This window comes from Oceanobacillus sp. M65 (assembly GCF_052246275.1).
In the GTDB taxonomy this organism is placed as follows: domain Bacteria; phylum Bacillota; class Bacilli; order Bacillales; family Amphibacillaceae; genus Oceanobacillus_B; species Oceanobacillus_B jordanicus.
In genome coordinates, this window is sequence record NZ_JBQQCJ010000001.1 from 534,716 (window position 1) to 556,661 (window position 21,946).

Genomic DNA, 21,946 nt, shown 5'->3' on the forward strand with positions numbered 1-21,946 from the left:
ATGTAAATTTTGCTTAACATTAGTAGAAAGTATGGTATTTTTATTTTAACTATTTTTATAGGAGGTATTTATGAAGAAAGAAAAAAGACAATTAGAAATACTAAGATCCTCGCTAAAGCTTGGCCTTACTTCGTTTGGTGGTCCAGTAGCACACTTGGCATACTTTAAAGAAGAATACATAGATAGACGCAAATGGTTAAATGAAAAACTCTATGCAGATATTATTGCACTATGTCAGTTTCTCCCTGGTCCTGCGAGCAGTCAAGTTGGGATTGCGATAGGAATGATGCGCGGCGGCTTACTTGGAGGAATCGTATCTTGGCTTGGCTTCACCCTTCCATCTGTGCTGATCCTTGTTTTGTTTGCATTGTTTTATCAGAATTTCCAATTAGGGGATACAACTTGGATTGCAAGCTTGAAGGTTGTTGCGGTAGCAGTGGTGGCTCATGCGGTCCTAGGCCTTGGAAGAAAACTTGCGCCAGACAGGCCGAGGATGGGGATTGCCCTTGTGGCCATGCTTATTATGCTAATGTTCCCATCTGCTTTGGTGCAAATAGGGGTCATTGTAATGGCGGCGCTTGTCGGCTATGTAGGCTTCAGAAAGGGACAGCAGCCTTCTCTATCAACGTTCTCCATTTCTATTACGAAAAGACAGGGAGTTTTATCACTTAGCATACTAGCTTTGCTGCTTGTTGGGCTCCCTATTCTTGCGCAAACTGTATCAAATGCCTATATTCAACTATTCGACACGTTTTTTCGAGTTGGTTCCATCGTATTTGGTGGGGGACATGTAGTGTTACCGATGTTAGAGCAGGAAATCGTTCCTCCTGGATTTTTGACAGGGAGTGAATTTCTCGCCGGATACGGGATGGCACAAGCTGTACCAGGACCTCTATTTACCTTTGCTTCTTATATAGGTACGATGATGGAAGGAATACTAGGTGCGATTGTCGCAACGGTCGCTATTTTCCTTCCGTCCTTTCTACTGCTCATTGGTGCCTTGCCTTTTTTAAGTGAATTAAGAGGAAAGCAATCCTTTCAGGGTATGTTAATTGGTGTGAATGCTAGTGTTGTTGGTATATTACTTGCAGCCTTCTATAATCCAGTGTTTACTAGCGCGATTCTAAGTAGCCAGCACTTTGCCTTAGCGGTGATTTTATTTGCTCTAATGCAATTTTGGAAAATCCCTGCCTGGGCAGTAGTTGTGATTGGGGTCCTAGGTGGAGAGGTGTTACTCGGTATTCTGTAATCATGAAGCAGATTATTCCCTTGTTATAAAGTTAATTTGGTAGTATGGGAAAAGAGGTGATACTTATGGCAACACATCTATTTCAATTAAAGGCAGATTGGCCTGGTGGAAGAAATAGTGAAGGATTTATTGAAGCAGGGAATCTAAAAACCAAAATTTCTATACCGAAGGAAATGGATGGCCCTGGTATAGGAACAAATCCGGATGAAATGCTCTTAGGAGCAGCTGCCACCTGTTATCTTATAACGCTCGCTGCCATGATCGAACGATCCAGTCTTCCTTTGAAACACATGGAACTTGAATCTGTAGGGCATGTGGATGTTACAGATGGGGTTATAACCTATAAGAAAATAGTCCATAAACCAACCGTGTACTTACAACCTACCGCAACAGAGAGGGAGCAGGAAAAGCTTAGACGGTTAGTGGATAAGGCTGAAGAAAGCTGTATGATCTCACGTGCGATTAAAGGGAATGTAGACGTCGAATTAGAACCAATGTTAGGCTAGAAATTAAATATAAACCGTACGAGTTCGAATACCTTCTTAATTCGATTGCTCGTGCGGTTTTTGTCTAATTAAAATACTATATCTAATGTATTTTTCTCTCATTCCCTTTTAGCCATTTTGACAATGAAATTAATCCCTTGACACTTTGTATGATGCATTGTATCTTATTAAAGCATACTATTTTTATCGGAATTATATATAATATAACGTACGATAGAAGATCCGTCTGCATAGACTGGATTTAGGTAATTACCTAACTACATACATATCGTAGTTAGAGGATAACTAAAACAAGAGGAAAAGGAGGCAACAAAATGGATGTTTTATATATTGTATTAAACATTGTCGTGTTATTAGCAATCATCGGTTTACTTATTTGGATGCAAAAAAAGCATTTTTCTTTTACAAAACGCGTATTTACTGGTTTGGGATTAGGAATAGTGCTAGGTACGGTGTTGCAATTAATTTATGGTGCTGGCTCAGAGGTGCTTACCGAAACAACGGGTTGGTACAGTATTGTAGGTAGTGGCTATGTACGATTACTAATGATGATCGTTGTTCCACTCGTTATGGTTTCCATCATTCAGTCGATTATTAATCTGGAAAAAACAGCAGAGCTTGGTAAAATGTCTGCTTGGATAATCGGAACTTTAATTTCTTTAACAATGGTGGCAGCATTGGTCGGAATTTTAACAGCTACAGTTTTTGATCTTAGTGCTGAACAAATTGAAGCAGGTCAGGCAGAGAGTGAACGTGGTTCTATGCTTGAGGATAGGCTAGGTGATGTAGAGGCCCAGTCAACTCCAGATAAGATTCTTAACTTTATCCCATCAAATATCTTCCTTGATATGACAGGGGAGCGTTCCACTTCCGTTATTGCAGTGGTAATCTTCTCACTTATTGTGGGAATTGCAGTGCTCGGGGTAAGAAGAAAGAATCCGGAACAGGCAGAAACATTTACTAAAATTGTAAACTCATTTTACGCAGTCGTTATGCGTATCGTTACACTGATCTTACGACTTACGCCATTTGGTATTCTTGCATTAATGGCAAATACGGTGGCAAGTACAGACTTTGCTGGAATAATAGAATTAGGTAAATTTGTGATAGCTTCTTATGTTGCATTGGCTGTCATGTTCATCATTCATCTCGTACTTGTAGGTGTATTCGGCTTAAATCCAATGGTTTATTTACGAAAAGTAATACCTGTATTAGGATTTGCCTTCACGTCTCGTTCAAGTGCTGGTACGATTCCATTAAATATTCAGGCTCAACGAAACTCGCTTGGTGTAAATGAAGGAGTGGCAAACATGTCAGCATCCTTCGGGGCAACAATGGGGCAAAACGGTTGTGCTGGTGTATATCCTGCCATGCTTGCTGTTATGATTGCGCCGACTGTGGGAATTGATCCATTAGATCCAATGTTCATTCTACAGCTTGTGTTAATTATAGGTATTAGTTCATTTGGTATCGCTGGAGTTGGTGGTGGTGCAACCTTTGCAGCACTAATTGTACTATCTTCTATGAATATGCCTGTTGCGCTTGCTGGTTTGTTAATTTCCGTAGAGGCCTTAATTGATATGGGTCGTACAGCGCTTAATGTTAACGGTGCAATGGTTTCTGGAACGATTACTTCACGAATCATGAAAACCTTAAACCTTAAAACGTACAATGATAAAACTGCAATTGAAGAAAACACATCATTGTAATATAAAAACTGTTAAGTAAATTTAAAGCGAGAGCCGAGAGATCATTACGAATGGTCTCTCGGCTTTATTTATTTCACATTAGGAAAGTATAAAATTTTAGCTAGGAAGCAATAACGACGTAGTGAAAATTTTGAAGTCCCAAGTATAAGAAAAACGAATAGATTGCTAAAAGACGAGCGAATGCGAGTCTTTCTAATCAGTTAACCAATGTAAGAATCGATTCAACTTGTTGTTCCTGCTTGGCAAGTTGATAATCGGAAAAAGGGCAACCAAGTTCTTTTACGCGTCCCGGAACATTGTTTATCGTAAATTGCTCGGGTGATAGCCCATCCTTGACCTCATTCCAAAAGAGGGGAGTGGCAACGGTCGCTTCAGCTGTCTTACGGGTAGAGTAGGGCGCAATTATGGTTTTATCTTTTCCATGCTGAACATAATCAATGTATAGACGCCCGCCACGATTTTTCTTCATTCTCTCCGTAGTAAAGCTTTTAGGTTGGGCTTTTTCAATTGTCCAGGCCATTGCCTGTGTAAAAAGGGCAGTCTGTTCATAAGACATACTTTTCTCAGGAAGCGGAATGTAAATCTGAAGCCCTTTGTTTCCAGATGTTTTTACAAACGATATCAAGTTAAGCTGATCAAGTAGTTCTTTAAGTAAGCTAGCTGCTTCAATGGCAAGCGGAAAACTATTTCGATCTGGTGGGTCCAAATCAAACACAATTTCAGCGGGATATTCTGAAGCCCGTTTTTGAAACGGGATATGGTATTCTACCGTGCCATGATTAGCGTACCACATGAGTGAATCAAGACCCTCACAGGTTAGGAGAAATTCATTATCCCCAGCGGGTATTCGCTCTATAAAATCAGGCGCGTATTCTGGAAGGTGTTTTTGGTAAAAGAAATCCTCTTCCACGCCATCAGGGGACCGAATGATCGTTAAGGCTCGTTCCTTTAAGAAGGGGAGCATATAAGGCGAAATCTCCCTTACATATGTGAGCAAATCCCCTTTTGTATATCCTGGTTTAGGCCAAAAAGTCTTATCCGTGTTCGTCAGTTCGATCGTTTCAGGGAGCATTGCCATGTCCAGTTTTAAACGTTTTCTCGTCATTGCAGAAGGTTGCTCATGTGGGAGAAGGGAAGCGAAGGCCGGTTCGCGAAGCTCATTTTTGTATAAATCTAAACTGTGAATCTGGGCACAAATAGCTGGCGGGAGATGATAGAAAGCACCTCTCTTTTCGCCATTTGTAAGAAACAATTCTTTCAATGTGCGAAAATCTGTTTCTCTCAGTCCATGGGCACATTTCCCAATTTCGGTTACATCGTCCTCTTGATATATACCAATGGAAAAGTAGTTATTTTGTGAATCGTATGTGGTAAGAAATCCATGCAGCTTTCGCCAATTTTTAATTTTATACCAATCACGATGGCTTTTTCCGACTTGATAGGTGCTATTTTTTCGTTTTGCAATCAGTCCTTCCCCTTTATGGTCAAAAAGAATATCCCATAGTTGCTTTGGATTAGAATGAGCGGGGACGAATGAGAGTGTATTGGTCTTGCCTATCTGCTGGAAGACAGTTGCAAGGGTTTCCTTTCGCTTCATTAGCGGTTCCTTCTCTATTGAAGTCCCATGCAGACCAAGGATATCAAATGCGAGGAAAGAAGCTGGTCGCTGTTCTGCAGCCTGCTTTATCCTTGTGGGGTCTTTTAATCGACCTCGTTGTTGAACAAGCGCAAAATTTGCCTGGTAATCAGTATTTAATACGACAAGTTCCCCGTCTAGAATGAGCGGGAGAAAATTAGCGACAGTTGACTCATGCTCTAAGCAAAATTCTACAATCTCAGGAAAGCTGTCTGTCAGATTTTTACCGTTTTTACTTATTAGTCGAATCCTGTCCTTCTCCCAATGCATCACACAACGAAAACCATCAAATTTTATCTCATACAGCCATTCTTCGCCTGTTGGTATATCTGAGCTTGCTATTGGTTTCATTACGGCCATTTTCCCAACCCCTCTTTTAAATGGATGAATGCTTTTATCTCGGTGCAACCGTCCGTAAGATTCCCCCTTCAAAACATGAAGTTTTTTAGTGGGAGTAAACGGACGCAAACACCCCGATTCGTTCAACTAACAATCAATGGGGGAAGAATGAAAACCCCCACTGATTGAAGTTTCACTTTATAGCTTTCGTTTTCCACTGGAAAAACATACAGTTTGGATAAAACGTTACAACTTCCGGCAAACTAGTGAAAAAGGAGGAATTCGGATGCACACCATGTGGAAAGGTACTATAAGCTTCGGGTTAGTAAATATTCCTGTCAAAATGCATGCTGCAACAGAGAACAAGGATGTAAGGCTTCGTCAGTTACACAAGGAATGCCAATCACCAATTAAGTATGAAAAAGTTTGCCCAATATGTGATAAGCCAATTGAGCAAGAAGAGATCGTGAAGGCTTACGAGTATGCAAAAAATAAATTTGTTGTTCTTGATGAAGAAGATTTAGCAGCATTGCAGAAAGAGCAAGAGGATAAAGCGGTGGAGATTGTCGACTTTGTAAAATTAGAGGAAATTGATCCCATTTATTTTGAAAAAAGCTATTACCTATCCCCGAATGAAGGGGGCACTAAGGCATATAGTCTGTTACGGAATGCGTTAGAGGAAACAGGTAAGATTGGGGTAGCTAAAATGATTATTCGATCTAAAGAACAGCTGGCTGTAATTCGTGTTTACCAAAATACCTTGGTCGCAGAGACCATTCATTATCCAGACGAGGTAAGGAATGTAGCGGATGTGCCGAATGTTCCTGAGGCATCAGCTAATTCGGAAAAAGAGCTGGATACTGCCAAAATGCTTATTGAGCAACTAACGACAGTATTTGAACCAGAAAAATATACAGATGAGTATCGCACAGCCCTGATGGAGCTTATTGAACAGAAGAAAAATAATGAGGAAACGACAACTCCAGTTGCTACGGAGAAAGGTAAGCCTACATCAGAGGGTGCAACGAACCTGATGGACGCCTTGCAAGCATCACTTGATCGTGCAAAGCAGGATAAACCAAAACCAAAGCAACCGACCAAGAAAGTAAAGAGTACGACCAAAAAGAAAACTGCGACATAAAAATACGGTTTGTTCTATTTATCCCGGTGCAACCGTCCGTAAGACTCACCCTTCAAACATGAAGTGAAACCGTGATGTTTAAGTGGGAGTAAACGGACGCTAACTCCCCGATTCGTTCAACTAACAATCAGTGAGGGAAGGATAAAAACCCCACTGATTGAAGGTTCACTTTATAAAGTGAACAATTTAATAAAAGAGTCTAGGGTACTGCATACTTATCGCTACGGAAAATACAAGCTTTCCGTGGGCACGGCCTCAGCCTCCTCAGAAGCAAAAAACGCTTCTTCCGGGGTCTTCAAACTCGTGCTCTTCCCACTGGAGTCTTATATTTTCCTCCGCTAATTAATGCGTCTCGTATCCATAATGTTATAAAAAGTTCCGGACGTATTTAATAAATTCGTCCGGTTTTTGCTTTACCGATACTCCAATTTCCCAGGCCTTTTAATTCTAGCTTAGCAAGAACGTGAGAAGGTACTTTTGAAAATGTGGCAAATTGCACCATGATCATTACAGTTTGAAGGCTTTTTTTGCAAAACATTTACACGCTCCTAACATCTACATAAAATCGGCGGCCAACCTATATATTTTTATAGAAAAAGAGGTAAAGTGAAATATGCAACCTTAATTTAACTATTAGAGGATGAGAGATATGGAAAGAAATGCCTTTTTTGATAATGCGAAGGTCGTTTTAATTTTCTTCGTTGTATTCGGCCACATGATACAACCTTTCGTAGATGGATCAAGAGAAATGAGCACATTATATTCTTGGATTTACACCTTTCATATGCCTGCGTTCATTTTAATGTCTGGCTTTTTTGCTAAAGGCGCAGGGAACTTCAGTTATATTATAAATCTAGTTAAGAAGCTGCTCGTGCCGTACTTGATTTTTCAAGTATTGTACTCCGGCTATTATTTCTTAATAGGGAAATCAGGATGGCAGACAGATCTTTTTAGTCCCCACTGGGCGTTATGGTTTTTGTTTAGCTTATTCAGTTGGCATCTTTTATTATATTGGTTTAAAAAAATGCCTCCATTGTTAAGTATTGCAATTGCTTTGCAAATTGGTTTAATCATTGGGTACTTTGGCGAAATTGGTCATACTTTTAGCCTGTCAAGAACCTTTGTATTCTTCCCGTTTTTCTTAATCGGTTACTTTTTGACTGAAAAGCAGATCATGCTTTTAAAACATAAAAGTGTTAAAATAGCTTCTCTTGTCATTATGAGTGCTGTTTTTCTAAGTATTTACTTTATGCCAGAGTTTAACTCAGGCTGGCTTCTTGCTTCTAAATCATATGGTGATCTAGGAATGGCAGAGTATGGGGGACTTGCTCGCTTGCTAGTTTATATTACGGCAGCTATCATGGTCGTCAGTGTGTTGGCATGGATTCCTAAAACACACTATAACTGGACGAAATTAGGTGCACGTACATTGTATGTCTACCTACTGCACGGCTTTTTCATCCAGTATTTTCGTCAGGCAGACGTGTTTCAGATTAACGGACTGCATGATTTCCTTGGATTAGCAGCATTATCACTGGGTCTCGTCTTTCTACTTTCAAGTAGACCAATCCTGGGATTATGGCAGCCAGTAATAGAAGGAAAAGCATCCATTCTTAAACAGAATCTGAAAACGTCTCATTTATACAAAGAGTAAGCTATTTTAGTCAAATGAACGAAACAAATTCTCGATTAAAACGTATATATATGATACCCCCTTTTAATATAAAAAACAGACGGCCATTTAACGGCCGTCTGTTTTGCTGTTTAAAAGATTAGATGTGCTATTAAGATAATGACAGGTAAGGTAATGAGTGTACGGAGCAAGAAAATTACAACAAGATCCTTGAACGATACAGGAACCTTAGACCCCAATAATAATCCCCCAACCTCTGACATATAGATCAGCTGGGTAACAGATAATGCTGCGATAATAAATCGCGTTATTTCTTCCTCAATTCCTGAAGCTAGAATTGCTGGTAAAAACATATCGGCAAAGCCAATTAATATGGTTTCAGATGCTGCAGTAGCTGATGGGACTTGCATCCACTCCAATACTGGAATAAAGGGAACACCGAGCCATGAAAAGAGTGGAGTGTTTTCCGCAATGATTAATGCCGTCAACCCAAAAGCCATTACGACAGGTGCTACACCCATCCACATATCAAGGATATTCTGTAAGCCTTCTTTAATAAATTGGTAGAAGCTTGTTTCCTTTCTACCTCTATCAATCGCTTTTTTATAACCATAAGTGAAGACATTATAACCTTCTGGTATTTCCTCACTAACTCCGTCCGAGTTAGGATCGATATAACGATCCGCTTTTCTGGATAGTGGTGGGATACGAGGCATAATAAGTGCTGCTACAAAACCAGCAAATAAAACAGTTAAGTAAAATGGGACGAACATATGTTGAAGTCCGACTTCGCCAATTATGACAAGAGAGAAGGTAATGGATACAATCGAAAATGTCGTACCAATCACGGCAGCTTCTCGCTTGGTGTAATTTCCTTCCTCGTACTGTTTACTTGTAAGTAGAATACCAATTGTTCCATCGCCAATCCAAGAAGCGAGGGAATCAATAGAAGCTCTTCCTGGTAACTTGAACAATGGACGCATAATCTTGGTCATCATCGTACCGACCAGTTCGAGTAACCCAAAATTCATTAAGAGTGGTAGAAACAATCCAGCAAACAAGAAGACTGCAAAGAGTACATGAAGCAGGTCATCAAGCAGCATTTTTCCAGTGTCTGCCCCGTGTATAAATGATGGGCCAAGTTCGAAATACACCATCACAGCGAATATAGCCGCTATCACACGGGTAATTGTCCAAAATAAACTTACATAAAATAGCTGTTGGAAAAAGGGCGTCTTTTGTAAGGCATCCTTACCGGCCATTTTAGCTATTAAGGTAAACACTGCGGTTAAGACAATAATAACCATCATTATGGCAGAAAGACGGCCTGCAAGAGCATCCTGCACGATTCCTGCCAACAATGCAATTGGGATGGTCACCCCATCATCGGTTTTGAGCGGGAACATGAAGAGAAATACCCCAATTAAAGAGGGAATAATAAACTTAATATGATCACTAATTCTGTAATGATTTTTTTCCATATAAATACCACCTAGGTAACATAATTTTTCTGATTAGGTTTCTCCTGTATAGGTCTGTTTGATTTTGCAGGCATATAGTAATTACTATGTTCTTATGCATACATTGAGACTACGAAATATATAACGATCTAGGCATGAGACCCTTTAAAAAACACACTACCGGAGAAACACCCTTTTGTATTATAAGCGAGTATATTAGATTCGACAAATATTTATGCGTTTTTGTGTTTTTTTATAACCTCTCCTTATAGATTTATAGCTACTTAGCAAGAGAGCGTTGCTCCATCTTTTTATACCTTTTTCTTGGAAAGGTAAAACCTGTTTTATTCAAGGACAAAGTAGGGTATTGATAATAGAGGTGTTTATGTTGCGAAACAAAAGAAATTATAATCTGATTTACCGTTGCAGCATTTTGGTCTGGATGGCCTGCAAGTTTCTCGTACAAATATACTCCTTCCATTTTATACATAGTATCTGGGATGAGCGGACAAGGCAGAAATGGGACAGATTGTTAATGAAACAAGCTAGAGAGTATCGGAAACGGGCTGTTCAGCTAGGTGGTGTGCTCATAAAGGTCGGTCAATTTCTTAGTACAAGGACCGACTTTATGCCACAAGTTTTTATTAATGAATTAAGTGGTCTTGTCGATAAAGTACCACCCATGCCCTATTCGTATGCAAAAAGCTTACTTGAGGATGAATGGGGTACGGAAGTTGATCAAGTGGTTGACCATATTGATGAAGATTCCATCGCCTCTGCCTCTATTGGAGAAGTTTACGCTGCGACATTAAAAGAAAATGGGGAGAAGGTAGCCATTAAGGTGCAGCGCTATCAGATAGAGAAAATCTTTCACATGGATTTTATCGCACTTCGCATCGTCTTTTGGATCCTATCTGTATTCACTTCGTTTGGAAGAAAAGCTGATCTCAAATCGTTGTATACAGAGTTAATTACGGTCATGGATAAAGAACTTAATTTTCATCAAGAGCTAGATAATGCACTGTACTTCCAAGACCGATTTAAAGAAAATCCGCACATTCATATTCCAGATTATTATCGGCATCTATGTACAGAAAAGGTTCTTGTTATGGAATGGGTGGATGGTGCAAAGGTAACTGATATTGCCTTTATGAATCGAAATCACATTTCGGTAGAGCAGACAGCTAAGCGGTTATTCGAATTTTATGCTGATCAGATTCTTAACGAAGGTAGCTTTCATGCTGATCCACATGGCGGAAATATACTCTTACAGAAGGATGGCACCCTGTGTATTATCGACTTTGGTATGATCGGATCAGTGAGCAACCAAGATATCCATTATTTTAAGCAAATTATCCAAAATGTAATAATGGATGACTATGAACGGGTGATTGACGTCCTTGATGATATGAAGTTTATTTTGCCTAATGCAAACCGAGCAAAGCTCAAACAAATGATTAAGCACACGGTAGAGATGTATCAAAATGGATCATTTAAAACGCTGGATGCACATACAATGGAACAGCTGAAAGAGGACATTCGTATCTTTATAAAGGATCAACCAATTCAGCTATCTGCAGAATATGCTTATCTGGGTAGAGCAATGTCTATCGTCCTTGGGATTTTACTGGCAATCTATCCGGATGTCGAGTTGGATAAGTGGGTAAAGCGAAAAGTCAAAAAATGGTTTGGTGGCAGGCGGCTTATTGAGTCGATTTACAAACAGTACGCAAAGGATACAATTCAGCCGGTTTTTTCTTTTCCTAGAGCGATGTTAAACTGGCTGGAAAATGGGGAAAAGGATAGGCAATGGGACAAGAAGAAGCAGCAAATGAAGCTAAAGCATCATTTTCTTCTTGTGCTGGAGATCATGTTATTCTCTTTAGGCGTATTTAGTGGGAGTGTTAGCCTGCTTGGTTCAAATCTTGGCTCAACAGCTAGCATATTCCTCATGTGGGGTTCTATTGTCTGCTTCGCAGGTTTAGGGCTTAGTATGATACGCCATTACCGATTTCTACGGTCGGAACAGTGAGGGGGGTGTTTCAAGTGAATGAAGTATTAAAAAAAGGATTTTTACTAGGAATAGGAGCAGCTGTCACAAGCAAAGAAAAGCTTGACCAGAGGTTGAAAGCGCTAGTTGATAAGAATGAACTTTCCCAAGATGAGGCAAGATCTGTCATGCAAACATACATGGACAAGGGAGAAATGAAAAAGGACGAGTGGAGCGCAAAGCAATATGAACAAACGCAAAAAATGGCGAAAGACCTTGGTTTGGCAACAAAAGAAGATATCAATGAACTTCGCGCAAGAATCACAGAACTAGAAACAAAGCTTGGGCAGAATAGCGAACTTTAATAGAAGAATAATCTCAATATAGTTAAAGGTCGAACGATTACTCAATAGAGTACGTTCGACCTTTTTTGCACGTTAGGAAAGTATAAAATTTCAGCAAGGAAGCAAAGTCGACGCAGTTGAAATTTTGAGGTTACAAATATAAGAAAAACGTACACATTCGCTAAAGGACGAGCGAATGCGTGTTTTCTAACGTTTTCAATCTTGTCTTTTGTGTTTATGGGGGTGTCTTATAGGGAAATGGTTAGCGTTTATCCCGGTGTGACCGTCCGCAAGTCTTCCACTTCAAAACATGAAGTGAAGCAGTTAGTTTTTAGTGGGAGTAAACAGACGCTAACACCCCGATTCAATCAGTGGGGGATATTGAAAACCCCCACTGATTGAAGTTTCACTTTATGCGATTGTTGTCTGGCGTGGTTTTTTGACAGAAATGACGATGTCCAGCACCAAGTGCTTTTGATCTGTTCCAACTACCAAAAAAGGGTGATAGGTATGAAAAAACTTCTAATAATGCCTTTCTTACTCCTATTAGCGGGTTGTAATATAAAGGTGTTAGATTCGCGAAGTGACACTGCGGATGATCAAGCTTTTTTAATTATATACAGTTTTGCCTTAATGTTGATAGTCGTATTGGTTGTTTCCATTCTTTTTATACGATTTGTTTTTAAGTATCGTTATACGGATGAAAGAAAGGATAATATTCCACCTGATGTAAAAGGGAATAAGGGACTGGAGACAGCTTGGGTAATCGGCCCACTCCTCTTGCTTGCAATATTAGCTGTTCCGACCATTATGATGACATACGACCAGTCACCTGTGCTATCTACGGAATCCGAACAGGAGGGAACTTCGGTGCAAGTGACAGCAGAACAATTTAACTGGACGTTTGAGCACGTAAACGGGAAAACCGAACAAAATCGTTTGGTGATTCCGGAAGGGGATACAATCCTCCTTCATCTGAAATCTGAGGATGTCATTCATTCTTTCTGGGTTCCAAGACTTGGTGGTAAGGTAGATGTCATGCCTGATAGAGAATTAGTATATGAAATTAAGAATCCGCAAATTGGTATATACGAGGGGAAATGTGCGGAATATTGTGGGCTGGGCCATACAAATATGAAGTTTGAGGCTGAAGTTGTTTCAGCAGACGAGTATGCCAGCTATTTAAATGAAAAGTAAACTGTCAATGCAGGGGTGGTAAAAATGAAATTCACTTTATTTGGGATTAATATCATGTTGCCGTCTGATGTTCTTGCAGCATGGGTTTTCACCCTCCTATTAGGTGCGATTGTGGTATTTCTTGTCTTGAAGAAGAATCGTTTAGGGCTTATATGGGAGTATATGGTGACGACCAATCATCGAAAAATCGGTATCCTCTATATATTATTTGGTATTATTTATTTTTTTCGAGCTGGGTTGGATGCATTATTTATCCGCACACAGCTAGCTTTTCCTAATAATGATTTTTGGGTGTTTCAAGGTGAAAAGTACAATGAGGTTTTTACAACACACGGTACAATGATGATTTTCTTTGTAGCAATGCCTCTTCTGTTAGGTCTAATGAATACGGTCGTACCGTTGCAAATTGGGGCAAGGGATCTTGCTTTTCCATTCTTAAATGCAGTAGGATTCTGGCTGTTTTTTTTCGGATCTATATTCTTTAATATTTCCTTCTTCCTTAATATGACACCAGAGATTGGCTGGACAGGCTATGCACCATTATCAACAGAGCAATTCACACCCGGTGCGGGCAGTGATTTTTACATATTTGGTTTACAGATTTCCGGGTTAGGAACGATTTTTACGGCTCTGAATTTAATTGTAACCATTGTGCGCCATCGTGCCCCGGGAATGAAAATGACTAGAATGCCATTGTTTGCCTGGACTTCCTTAATTACTTCATTTTTAATCCTAATCGCTTTTACTGTACTTGCCATTGCCCTTTATCTATTAATGTTTGACCGGCTATTTGGCGCAGGCTTTTTCTCAGGAACAGAGGGAAACCCGATTTATTGGCAGCATCTGTTTTGGATATTTGGTCATCCGGAAGTCTATATTCTCGCTCTTCCGGCATTTGGTATCTTTTCTGATGTTATTTCGACCTTCTCAAGAAAAAGGGTTTTCGGTTACCCAATTATGGTGCTGTCTGTGGCATTGATCGGTTTTTTAGGGTTTATGGTATGGGCCCATCATATGTTTACAGTCGGTCTCGGTCCAATGGCAAATACATTCTTTGCGATAACGACTATGTTAATTGCTGTACCAACTGGAATTAAAGTGTTCAACTGGCTATTTACCATGCGACTTGGCGTTATTCGCTTTACGACGCCGATGCTTTTTTCGCTAGGCTTTATTCCGTCCTTTGTTATGGGTGGCGTAACAGGAGTGATGCTTTCCGTATCTGCAGCGGACTTTCAATTCCATGATACGCATTTTGTAGTAGCACACTTCCATTACGTCATTATTGCCTCTACTATTTTAGGTATATTTGCTGGGTTGTATTACTGGTATCCAAAAATCACTGGATATGTCTTGGACGAAAAGCTAGGTAGGTGGCATTTTTGGACCTTCTTAATTGGTTATCACTTAACCTTTTTCCCTATGCATATCACTGGTTTGGAGGGAATGCCGCGCCGGGTTTACACCTATGATGATTCAGGCGGATTAGCAGAGCTAAATTTTATGAGTACAATCGGGGCATTCTTGATGGGGGGTAGCATGTTATTTGCTATTTGGAATGTGTATAAGACATACAAAGAAGGCAGAAAGGTTGGGAATGACCCATGGGATGGTCGAACACTGGAATGGAGTGTAGCTTCCCCAGCGCCTGGGCATACGTTTGATCCCATGCCTGTTGTGGAAGGAATCGATTCGTTTTGGTTTGCAAAGTCGGCTGGAAAGAAGATGCCTGTCACGGATCAGGTACGAGCAACACCTCTTGAGGTGCAATCTATTTTACCTTTCCTTATCGGCATGACACTTTTCTTTCTATCACTGGGTCTTACCTTTTCCTGGTACTGGCTGTCTATTTTATTTGCCTTCATCTTATTTACACTGCTTGTAATACGTTCATTAAAGGATGAACGTGAAGACCATTATGGAAGGAGGGAATAGGATGAATCGTGCTGAACAAGCTTTATTTAACGATAAAAAAATGGGGTTCTTTATTTATCTTGGTGTGGAGGCAATTATGTTTGCCGTGCTTTTTGCGACATACTTAATCTTCACCCCTGCATCAGATGGTCCCCAACCGTCTGAGGTATTTGAAGCTAAAACTGTCATTCTTTCCTCCATTTTTCTTTTATCTAGCAGTGGTACTTTATGGATAGGGGAGCGGGCTTTAAAGAGTGAAAAGCAAGCTTTCTTTTTAACAGGTTTAGGAATAACGATGTTATTTGCCATTATTTTTCTAGGCTTTGAAGTATATGAGTTTGCAAGCTTTGTAAGAGAGGGACACGGAATGGGGGTAAATGTGTTCATGTCCTCTTATTATGTGCTAGTAGGTCTCCATGCAGCACATGTGGCGTTTGGAATTGGCTGGATGGCTGTTCTGTTTGTGCAATATTTTCGACAAATACCATTAACACTATTTACCGAAAAGCTAAGCATTTTCTCTTATTATTGGCATTTCGTTGATATTGTCTGGGTGTTTATCATTGGGATAGTTTACTTACCATACTTATTATAAACGGGCCGTTTGATTGTAGTGTGTTACTAGCATATGATGGCAAAAACTGCAACTCGATAAAAGATTGTCATAATAAAACGAAAGTAAAATGTCAAAATCAGTAGTTATCTGTAAATTCAGCAAATTATTGATTTACTTGTTGCCAATACGAGGAAATCACGTTACAATAGCTTCAAGACCAAAAGTGTTAACGCTTGGGGGGAACGTAGCGGAATGGAGAGCTTTTTGCAAATATGTGAAGATACCACAAACAGTTTGGGCAGACAGCTTGAGGATAAAGAAGAGCAGTTTTTGCAATGGGTGTATGATCGCTATGCGGCAGAACAAGAAGAAATTATAAATAATTATTAATTCTTTTACATGAGACCTTGGAACTCCAAGGTTTTTTAGTTTGGGAAAAATACACCCTGGCGCTTGAAATATAGACTAGCTTCGCTTTAGTTCTCTCAATGAGTAAGCTCGTGTTATAATATGCACGAATGAACCTAATGAAGGAGCGATGGTGATGGCGGTTGCAAATGAAACCATCATACAAAAGATGATGAAGGAATTACAGCAAGCGAAAGCAAATAAATATGATGATCGCATCGTGCAACAGCATGTACGGAGTGTACGATTATTATGCGATTTATTCCTTGAGGATGAGCAGACAACACAGTCTGATACAACAACAAAGATAGATGATATTTCAACTGAGGAACTAAAGGCAATGATGGGGAAAGATGCCACAGGGAAACAATCGAACAAGCAACATAATTTACTCGATGATGATGAAGGAAACGGGGATTCCATCTTTGACTTTTAAGAGAGAGGGGCTACAATAATGAAGTTATTTTTACTATTAGGTGTAATTAATGGATTTTTAGCAGTCGCGCTTGGTGCTTTTGGAGCACATGGGCTTGAAGGTAGAATATCAGAGAAGGCCATAGCAACATGGGAAAAAGCAGTCACCTATCAAATGTTTCATACGATGGCATTGCTTGTAACGGGCTTGCTAATGGCTAAGTTCACAAGTGGTAGTCTTATATGGGCAGGCTCCATGTTTTTTGCAGGGATTATTTTATTCTCTGGTAGTCTATATATTTATTCCGTTACGTCTATTAAGACGTTTGCCATGATTACGCCAATTGGTGGCGTAGCGTTTCTGGTGGGCTGGGTGCTTATCGGTACAGCCGTCGTAAAATATTTATAATTGAAATAGCAGGTAGGTTGCAATAACGAATAAGAGGAAAGCACGCAATGCATGCTTGGCACCTTGAGCAGCCTGATGAGATTGCCATTCAAGGAGTGCGGAACAACTAAAGCTGATAGTGACAAGGTACAGGCTAGTTATTGTGAGAAATAGATAACCTTGAATAATGGAAATAAGACCGATGACCAACGCAAGCGCAATGGTTAGCAGTTCGATGCGGATAATTTTTTCTAGCGGATGCCGCATATGATCACCCCTTTGCTTGGCAGTTGCATAATATTAGGAAAAAGGATGACCTAGGGATGCAGCTTCCCGGTCATCCTTTTTATTAAATGTTAAAATCGCTGTCATATTTAGGAATCTATTGTTATCTTGGTGCATAAGAGGACATGGAAGCGTTATTACCATATGGATAAGAATAATTGATCTCTTCATCAAAAGTTACATAATCGAGGTAAACCATAAGTAGTAAATATCGTTTTCCTGATTGTGGATCACTCAAAATAATGTGATCTCTTCCTGCAGCTTCAATAATACCTCTAAAGACTTTGGCATTCCATTGACTATTTCCTTCAAAGGTCATATAGACGGTTGCCTGCTTGCCACGATTTAAACGTAGAATATTTTCAATATAAGATTCTTGAAGTGGAAGCATACCTTGCTCAGATCCCGAAGGCATTTGCTGCTGTGTCTGCTGGGTTTGTTGGGGATATTGTTGGCGTGTGTTATAGACAGGATAATATGCTGGAGAGGCCGTTGGGTAATAATAATATGGGTAACTTGGATATTGATTTCCTTGTGGTACTTGTTGGTTTTCTTGATTTTCTTGACTTTCACTCATGTAAATCCCTCCTAATTATTACTTCTATGTTCAAGGCCACATCACCAGATGACTCGTGGTCACTCCATTACTGTCAATAAAGGGTGTGCCTTAAAACGTCCTACATTCCATCGAACCGCTGGGTGGACAGTTATGATCGATAGGCATACCTCATTTCTGCAAAATCTTGTTGCAAAACTCACTATTAATAGATATGTAGGAAAGTAGGCAGATATGCAAAAAGAAATAGATGTGAAAATAAAAGAAAAGGGGCTGCCTAATCGACGTATCGATTTCTAGGCAGCCCCTTTTTAAACTAATTATATGGAAAGATAGGTCCGAAGATGCTCTTTTGGAAGATGGTTTCCTACAAAGAATTCACCAAATTCCCCGTATTTGGAGCTCACTTCATCAAAGCGCATTTCATACACGATTTTCTTGAATTCAAGTGGTTCGTGTGCAAATAGGGTAACGCCCCATTCCCAGTCATCAAGGCCGATTGAGCCTGTAATGATCTGCTTCACTTTACCTGCATATTTACGTCCAGTTTTGCTGTGCTCATAAAGCATTTTAGCTCGAACATTTTTTTCTAATGTATACCAGTTCTCATCACCTTGGCGTCTTCTATCCATTGGGTAAAAACAAATATATTCCCATTTAGGAAGGATAGGCTTAAGACGTGCTTGCGTTTCAGGTAACGTTTCTGGGTCAATCCCGTCTTTAGACTCACGGTATTTAGAAAGCTCTACAACAGATACGTAAGAATGGGCTGGGAGCAGAAATTCACCCATTTTAGATTTGCTAAGTTCTGTTTCCATTTCAGAAAGCTCGTCCATAGTGGGGCGAAGGAACATAAACATGAGATCAGCTTTTTGACCAAGTACTTTATAAAGAACCTGGCTGCCATCTTTCGCCTCTTCTACAGCTTCCCATTTATCGAGTAATTTGTGAAGGCTGTCGATTGCTTGTTTGCGTTCCTCTTCTGTAGCCAGTTTCCATGCATTCCAATCGATGGAACGTAAGTCATGCAAACTATACCAACCATCCATGGTTTCTACTGCTTCAACCATATTTATCTCTCCTTAAATTTATAAATGTTATGTGTATGTTTTTACTATAGCATAATTAGGGAATGATATTCATGACATAGATTGTGTATGAGATGGCGAATTCACCTGAAATTTGATATATTGTCATAGGTCTGTCAAAAAAGACTCCGTCATCAGGAGCAATTTCTTTGATTTACTATGCAAATCATCTAGAATTTAACTACAAGCAATCAGGAGGTTAAGAAACATGAGTCAATTATTTGATCAATTAAAAGAAAGAGTTTCATCAAACAACAAAAGCATTGTGTTCCCAGAAGGCACAGATGAGCGAATTCTTACGGCTGCTAGCCAACTAGGAGCGGAAGGCGTATTGAAACCAATCTTAATTGGAAAGCGCTCAGCTGTGAAGCAAAAAGCAGAAGAAGTTGGGGTGGACGTGTCTACTTCTACCATTATCGACCCAAATGATTTCCCGGAATTCGATCTAATGGTGGAAACGTTTGTCGAAAGACGTAAAGGTAAAGCAACCAAAGAAGATGCACAAAAGATTCTGCTTGATGAAAATTATTTTGGTACGATGCTCGTTTATATGAACCAGGCAGATGGCCTTGTTAGTGGTGCTGCACACTCAACAGCAGATACGGTACGTCCGGCGCTTCAAATCATCAAAACGAAGGAAGGCATCAAAAAAACTTCCGGTGTGTTCATTATGGTTCGCGATGACGAGAAATATGTATTCGCAGACTGTGCGATTAACATTACCCCAGACAGCCAAGACCTTGCTGAAATTGCTGTAGAGAGTGCGGAAACTGCAAAGCTATTTGACGTTGATCCACGCGTTGCAATGCTAAGCTTTTCAACAAAAGGATCAGCTAAGTCTCCCGAAACAGAAAAGGTAACAGAGGCTTTACAAGTCGCTAAGGAAAAAAATCCATCTCTTGTAATTGATGGGGAATTCCAATTTGATGCTGCATTTGTTCCAAGTGTTGCAAGCAAAAAAGCACCTGATGCAGAGATTCAAGGGGATGCTAATGTATTTGTATTCCCAAGTCTAGAAGCAGGGAACATTGGTTACAAAATTGCCCAGCGTCTTGGTGGCATGGAAGCAGTGGGACCAATCCTTCAAGGACTGAACAAACCTGTAAATGACTTATCACGTGGTTGTAGTTCTGATGATGTGTACAAGCTAGCATTAATCACTGCAGCACAAGCAGCTGAGTAATAAATAGCTGAAATAAATAAAGTAGAACAGATTCGGAGCACTTGCTTCGAACTGTTCTGTTTTTTTATAGATAAAATAGGTTCCTCATGTTAGTATGCTGATTCTTCCCAATCCACTTCCATTTCCTCGAGCAACGCATAAATAGGATTTTCACCAACGATTTCGTAGGTTGTGTAGCCGATGTTGATCAACTTCTCACTAACATCAATATAATAAATAGGTTGATCTTGCATGTTTAAACTATAAATCTCCTCCCAGTCTTCATTAACCTCTAGTCTTTCGCGAACCTCTAGGGTAAACAGCGTATTAAACAAACGATTGATCAAGTGTGAATCCTCTATAGTAATCATCCGTTCATTCGACCTATCCCCGTTCCACCTATAGTTTTCAATCTCCAGTTGTTCGACCGTTCCAGGATCGAATAGTTCTTCATCTTGTACTACTTCCTCAATAGAAATAATTCGTTGTGTAATAAAAAAAATGCTGATAAAGATAATAGCAAATCCAATCATACGGACAAAATGAAAGATATATTGTTTTTCTTCTTGGGCATATTTATATTCAACAAGAGATTGGTACCCGATATAGAATATGGAAGCGCCTATTGCTATTAACAACGTTAATTGCAAGGTAGAATAAATGAATAAAAGAGTTACAATCAGGATAAGCAAGAATAAAAAAATGCGCTTTATAATTTTTTGTTTGTGGTCGATAGGTTGTTTCTCTTCTTCGATATTGTAATGTTGTCGAATCAGATAATTCGCGAGCTGTGTTCCTAACAAAATAAAAGTGCTGAAAATGGAGATTCCAGACACGAATTCTCTCCCCCCTTAAAATGAAAGCGACTACAATTTTTTCTCTTATCCTAACATATCAAAGCCACGGATTGTGCCATACTTTGGGAAGGAAATGTTTTTCGTCATAAAGTGAAACTTCAATCAGTGGGGGTTTTCGTTCTTCCCCCACTGATTGTTAGTTGAACGAATCGGGGTGTTAGCGTCCGTTTTCAACCACTAAAAACTAACGGTTTCAGCGGGATAAAAAAACCTACCGTAACCCGTTGTGGCCGAAGTAGGATAGAACAATTCAATCTATTTAATTTTTTCATTTCGTTTTTGCATTTGTTTTAGTCGCTTTTCAAAATGGGATACCTCTTCATCCGAGAAATCCATCGTCACAACATTCTCTGAGAAGTCAGCCAATGCTTTGGTGACACGTTGCTTCATATCTTGAACCGTCAAATCGATTCCGAGTAATTCAGAAAGGGAACCCATTACATTTGGGTCGACATTTGGATAACTAAAGGAAGTCTCCTCATTCTTTTTACCAATTTCATAAAATTGCTGGATCAGCGTTGCACGTTCCTTACTGTTTCCTTCTACATCTAAGTAGATTTGAATGGCGGCACCATCCTTCACACGCCTTTGTGATATACCAGCAAACTTTCTGCCGTTTATGCTTAAATCATAGTCTCCAGGACAATAGGATTGTACAATCTCATAAGCTTCTATAGCGTCTGTCAGATCATGTAGCATATATTGAACAAAGCTCACCATGGCTTCATAGCAGTCTTGAATGGAGAGTTGCTTTACACCCGGAAGTATTAGGGAAATGTTTAATACCCCTTTATCTAGAGCGACAGCAAGTCCTCCAGAATTGCGGATCACGACTTGTTTTTCAGCCTGTTGAAGAAATGCAATACCTTCAGCTATATAGGGTAGCTTTCCATCAGGTATCCCTAGGACAATTGTTTCATCATGTACCCATAGTCGAACAGCAGGTGGGGACTGCTCGTCGCTTACCGATAATGCCAACGCATCATCGATAGCGAAGGAGGTCATTGCAGTATATGGTTCACCATGAAAGGTTGGTTGATTAGAATGGTCAATATAACGGAATGTTTGGTGTCGGATAATATCTTTCCAATTTTTCATAAGTACTCCTTTACCG

At 39.8% G+C, this 21,946-nt stretch carries 22 protein-coding genes; 14 read left to right on the forward strand and 8 right to left on the reverse strand.

From position 1 onward, the window contains the following. The first annotated feature begins 70 nt into the window (after positions 1-70). The 3 genes from chrA to ACTWPF_RS02555 all read left to right on the forward strand — a co-directional run bounded on the left by chrA (position 71) and on the right by ACTWPF_RS02555 (position 3,464). On the forward strand, positions 71-1,249 hold the full coding sequence (chrA, locus tag ACTWPF_RS02545) for a chromate efflux transporter (protein WP_443148193.1): 1,179 nt from the start codon (positions 71-73) through the stop codon (positions 1,247-1,249). 65 nt (positions 1,250-1,314) lie between these two features. Beyond that, positions 1,315-1,755 carry an OsmC family protein gene (locus ACTWPF_RS02550; RefSeq protein ID WP_106898079.1) on the forward strand — a complete coding sequence of 147 codons (441 nt, stop codon included), beginning with the start codon at positions 1,315-1,317 and terminating at the stop codon, positions 1,753-1,755. A gap of 314 nt (positions 1,756-2,069) precedes the next feature. Next, a complete protein-coding gene (locus ACTWPF_RS02555; RefSeq protein ID WP_238017863.1) occupies positions 2,070-3,464 on the forward strand; it encodes an L-cystine transporter in 1,395 nt (464 codons plus the stop codon). 196 nt (positions 3,465-3,660) lie between these two features. Here ACTWPF_RS02555 and ACTWPF_RS02560 read toward each other — a convergent pair whose 3' ends face one another. Then, the gene (locus ACTWPF_RS02560; protein ID WP_443148194.1) at positions 3,661-5,460 is read right to left on the reverse strand and encodes a DNA ligase D; all 1,800 of its coding nucleotides are present in this window, start codon (positions 5,458-5,460) and stop codon (positions 3,661-3,663) included. 265 nt (positions 5,461-5,725) lie between these two features. Between ACTWPF_RS02560 and ku the strand changes: the two genes are divergently transcribed. Together ku and ACTWPF_RS02570 are read left to right on the forward strand one after the other, a co-directional pair. Then, entirely contained in the window at positions 5,726-6,580 is an 855-nt protein-coding gene (ku, locus tag ACTWPF_RS02565; RefSeq protein ID WP_443148195.1) for a non-homologous end joining protein Ku, read from the forward strand. Between the two features lie 649 nt (positions 6,581-7,229). Next, a complete protein-coding gene (locus ACTWPF_RS02570) occupies positions 7,230-8,234 on the forward strand; it encodes an acyltransferase family protein (RefSeq protein WP_443148196.1) in 1,005 nt (334 codons plus the stop codon). A 110-nt stretch (positions 8,235-8,344) separates the two neighbouring features. On the opposite strand, the gene ACTWPF_RS02575 is transcribed toward ACTWPF_RS02570, so the two are convergent. Then, complete coding sequence (locus ACTWPF_RS02575) at positions 8,345-9,694, reverse strand: YjiH family protein (RefSeq protein WP_106898074.1); 1,350 nt, start codon at positions 9,692-9,694, stop codon at positions 8,345-8,347. Positions 9,695-9,953: 259 nt separating this feature from the next. After that, positions 9,954-10,139: a hypothetical protein gene (locus tag ACTWPF_RS02580; protein ID WP_443148197.1), complete on the reverse strand. Its 186-nt coding sequence runs from the start codon at positions 10,137-10,139 to the stop codon at positions 9,954-9,956. Positions 10,140-10,208: 69 nt separating this feature from the next. Between ACTWPF_RS02580 and ACTWPF_RS02585 the strand changes: the two genes are divergently transcribed. The 8 genes from ACTWPF_RS02585 to ACTWPF_RS02620 all read left to right on the forward strand — a co-directional run bounded on the left by ACTWPF_RS02585 (position 10,209) and on the right by ACTWPF_RS02620 (position 16,905). After that, a complete protein-coding gene (locus tag ACTWPF_RS02585; RefSeq protein ID WP_443148198.1) occupies positions 10,209-11,705 on the forward strand; it encodes an AarF/UbiB family protein in 1,497 nt (498 codons plus the stop codon). A gap of 14 nt (positions 11,706-11,719) precedes the next feature. Continuing rightward, the gene (locus tag ACTWPF_RS02590; RefSeq protein WP_036578557.1) at positions 11,720-12,028 is read left to right on the forward strand and encodes a phasin family protein; all 309 of its coding nucleotides are present in this window, start codon (positions 11,720-11,722) and stop codon (positions 12,026-12,028) included. A 489-nt stretch (positions 12,029-12,517) separates the two neighbouring features. After that, a complete protein-coding gene (gene coxB / locus ACTWPF_RS02595; RefSeq protein WP_443148199.1) occupies positions 12,518-13,204 on the forward strand; it encodes a cytochrome c oxidase subunit II in 687 nt (228 codons plus the stop codon). A 24-nt stretch (positions 13,205-13,228) separates the two neighbouring features. Then, a complete protein-coding gene (locus tag ACTWPF_RS02600; RefSeq protein WP_443148200.1) occupies positions 13,229-15,139 on the forward strand; it encodes a cytochrome c oxidase subunit I in 1,911 nt (636 codons plus the stop codon). 1 nt (position 15,140) lies between these two features. Beyond that, positions 15,141-15,713: a cytochrome c oxidase subunit 3 gene (locus tag ACTWPF_RS02605; RefSeq protein ID WP_443148201.1), complete on the forward strand. Its 573-nt coding sequence runs from the start codon at positions 15,141-15,143 to the stop codon at positions 15,711-15,713. A gap of 213 nt (positions 15,714-15,926) precedes the next feature. After that, entirely contained in the window at positions 15,927-16,064 is a 138-nt protein-coding gene (locus tag ACTWPF_RS02610) for a hypothetical protein (protein WP_199848498.1), read from the forward strand. 154 nt (positions 16,065-16,218) lie between these two features. Further along, complete coding sequence (locus ACTWPF_RS02615; protein WP_106898069.1) at positions 16,219-16,518, forward strand: YwdI family protein; 300 nt, start codon at positions 16,219-16,221, stop codon at positions 16,516-16,518. Between the two features lie 18 nt (positions 16,519-16,536). Then, positions 16,537-16,905 (forward strand): DUF423 domain-containing protein, encoded by a 369-nt coding sequence (locus ACTWPF_RS02620; RefSeq protein WP_106898068.1) that lies wholly within the window; start codon positions 16,537-16,539, stop codon positions 16,903-16,905. On the opposite strand, the gene ACTWPF_RS02625 is transcribed toward ACTWPF_RS02620, so the two are convergent. From ACTWPF_RS02625 to hemQ, 3 genes are all read right to left on the reverse strand, one after another. Beyond that, a complete protein-coding gene (locus tag ACTWPF_RS02625; RefSeq protein WP_443148202.1) occupies positions 16,900-17,151 on the reverse strand; it encodes a hypothetical protein in 252 nt (83 codons plus the stop codon). The two genes, ACTWPF_RS02620 and ACTWPF_RS02625, sit on opposite strands and share 6 nt — an antisense overlap. A 121-nt stretch (positions 17,152-17,272) precedes the next feature. Next, positions 17,273-17,746: a spore coat protein GerQ gene (gene gerQ, locus ACTWPF_RS02630; protein WP_106898066.1), complete on the reverse strand. Its 474-nt coding sequence runs from the start codon at positions 17,744-17,746 to the stop codon at positions 17,273-17,275. Between the two features lie 299 nt (positions 17,747-18,045). Continuing rightward, positions 18,046-18,795, reverse strand: coding sequence for a hydrogen peroxide-dependent heme synthase (gene hemQ / locus ACTWPF_RS02635; RefSeq protein WP_036578548.1), 750 nt, complete (start codon positions 18,793-18,795; stop codon positions 18,046-18,048). A 226-nt stretch (positions 18,796-19,021) separates the two neighbouring features. On the opposite strand from hemQ, the gene pta reads away from it, so the two are divergent. Next, positions 19,022-19,996 (forward strand): phosphate acetyltransferase, encoded by a 975-nt coding sequence (pta, locus tag ACTWPF_RS02640; RefSeq protein ID WP_106898065.1) that lies wholly within the window; start codon positions 19,022-19,024, stop codon positions 19,994-19,996. A gap of 89 nt (positions 19,997-20,085) precedes the next feature. Here pta and ACTWPF_RS02645 read toward each other — a convergent pair whose 3' ends face one another. Both ACTWPF_RS02645 and ACTWPF_RS02650 read right to left on the reverse strand, forming a co-directional pair. Further along, positions 20,086-20,811, reverse strand: a complete 726-nt coding sequence (locus ACTWPF_RS02645; RefSeq protein WP_443148203.1) for a DUF4181 domain-containing protein — start codon at positions 20,809-20,811, stop codon at positions 20,086-20,088. Between the two features lie 276 nt (positions 20,812-21,087). Next, positions 21,088-21,930: a lipoate--protein ligase family protein gene (locus tag ACTWPF_RS02650; RefSeq protein ID WP_106898063.1), complete on the reverse strand. Its 843-nt coding sequence runs from the start codon at positions 21,928-21,930 to the stop codon at positions 21,088-21,090. Positions 21,931-21,946: the final 16 nt, after the last annotated feature.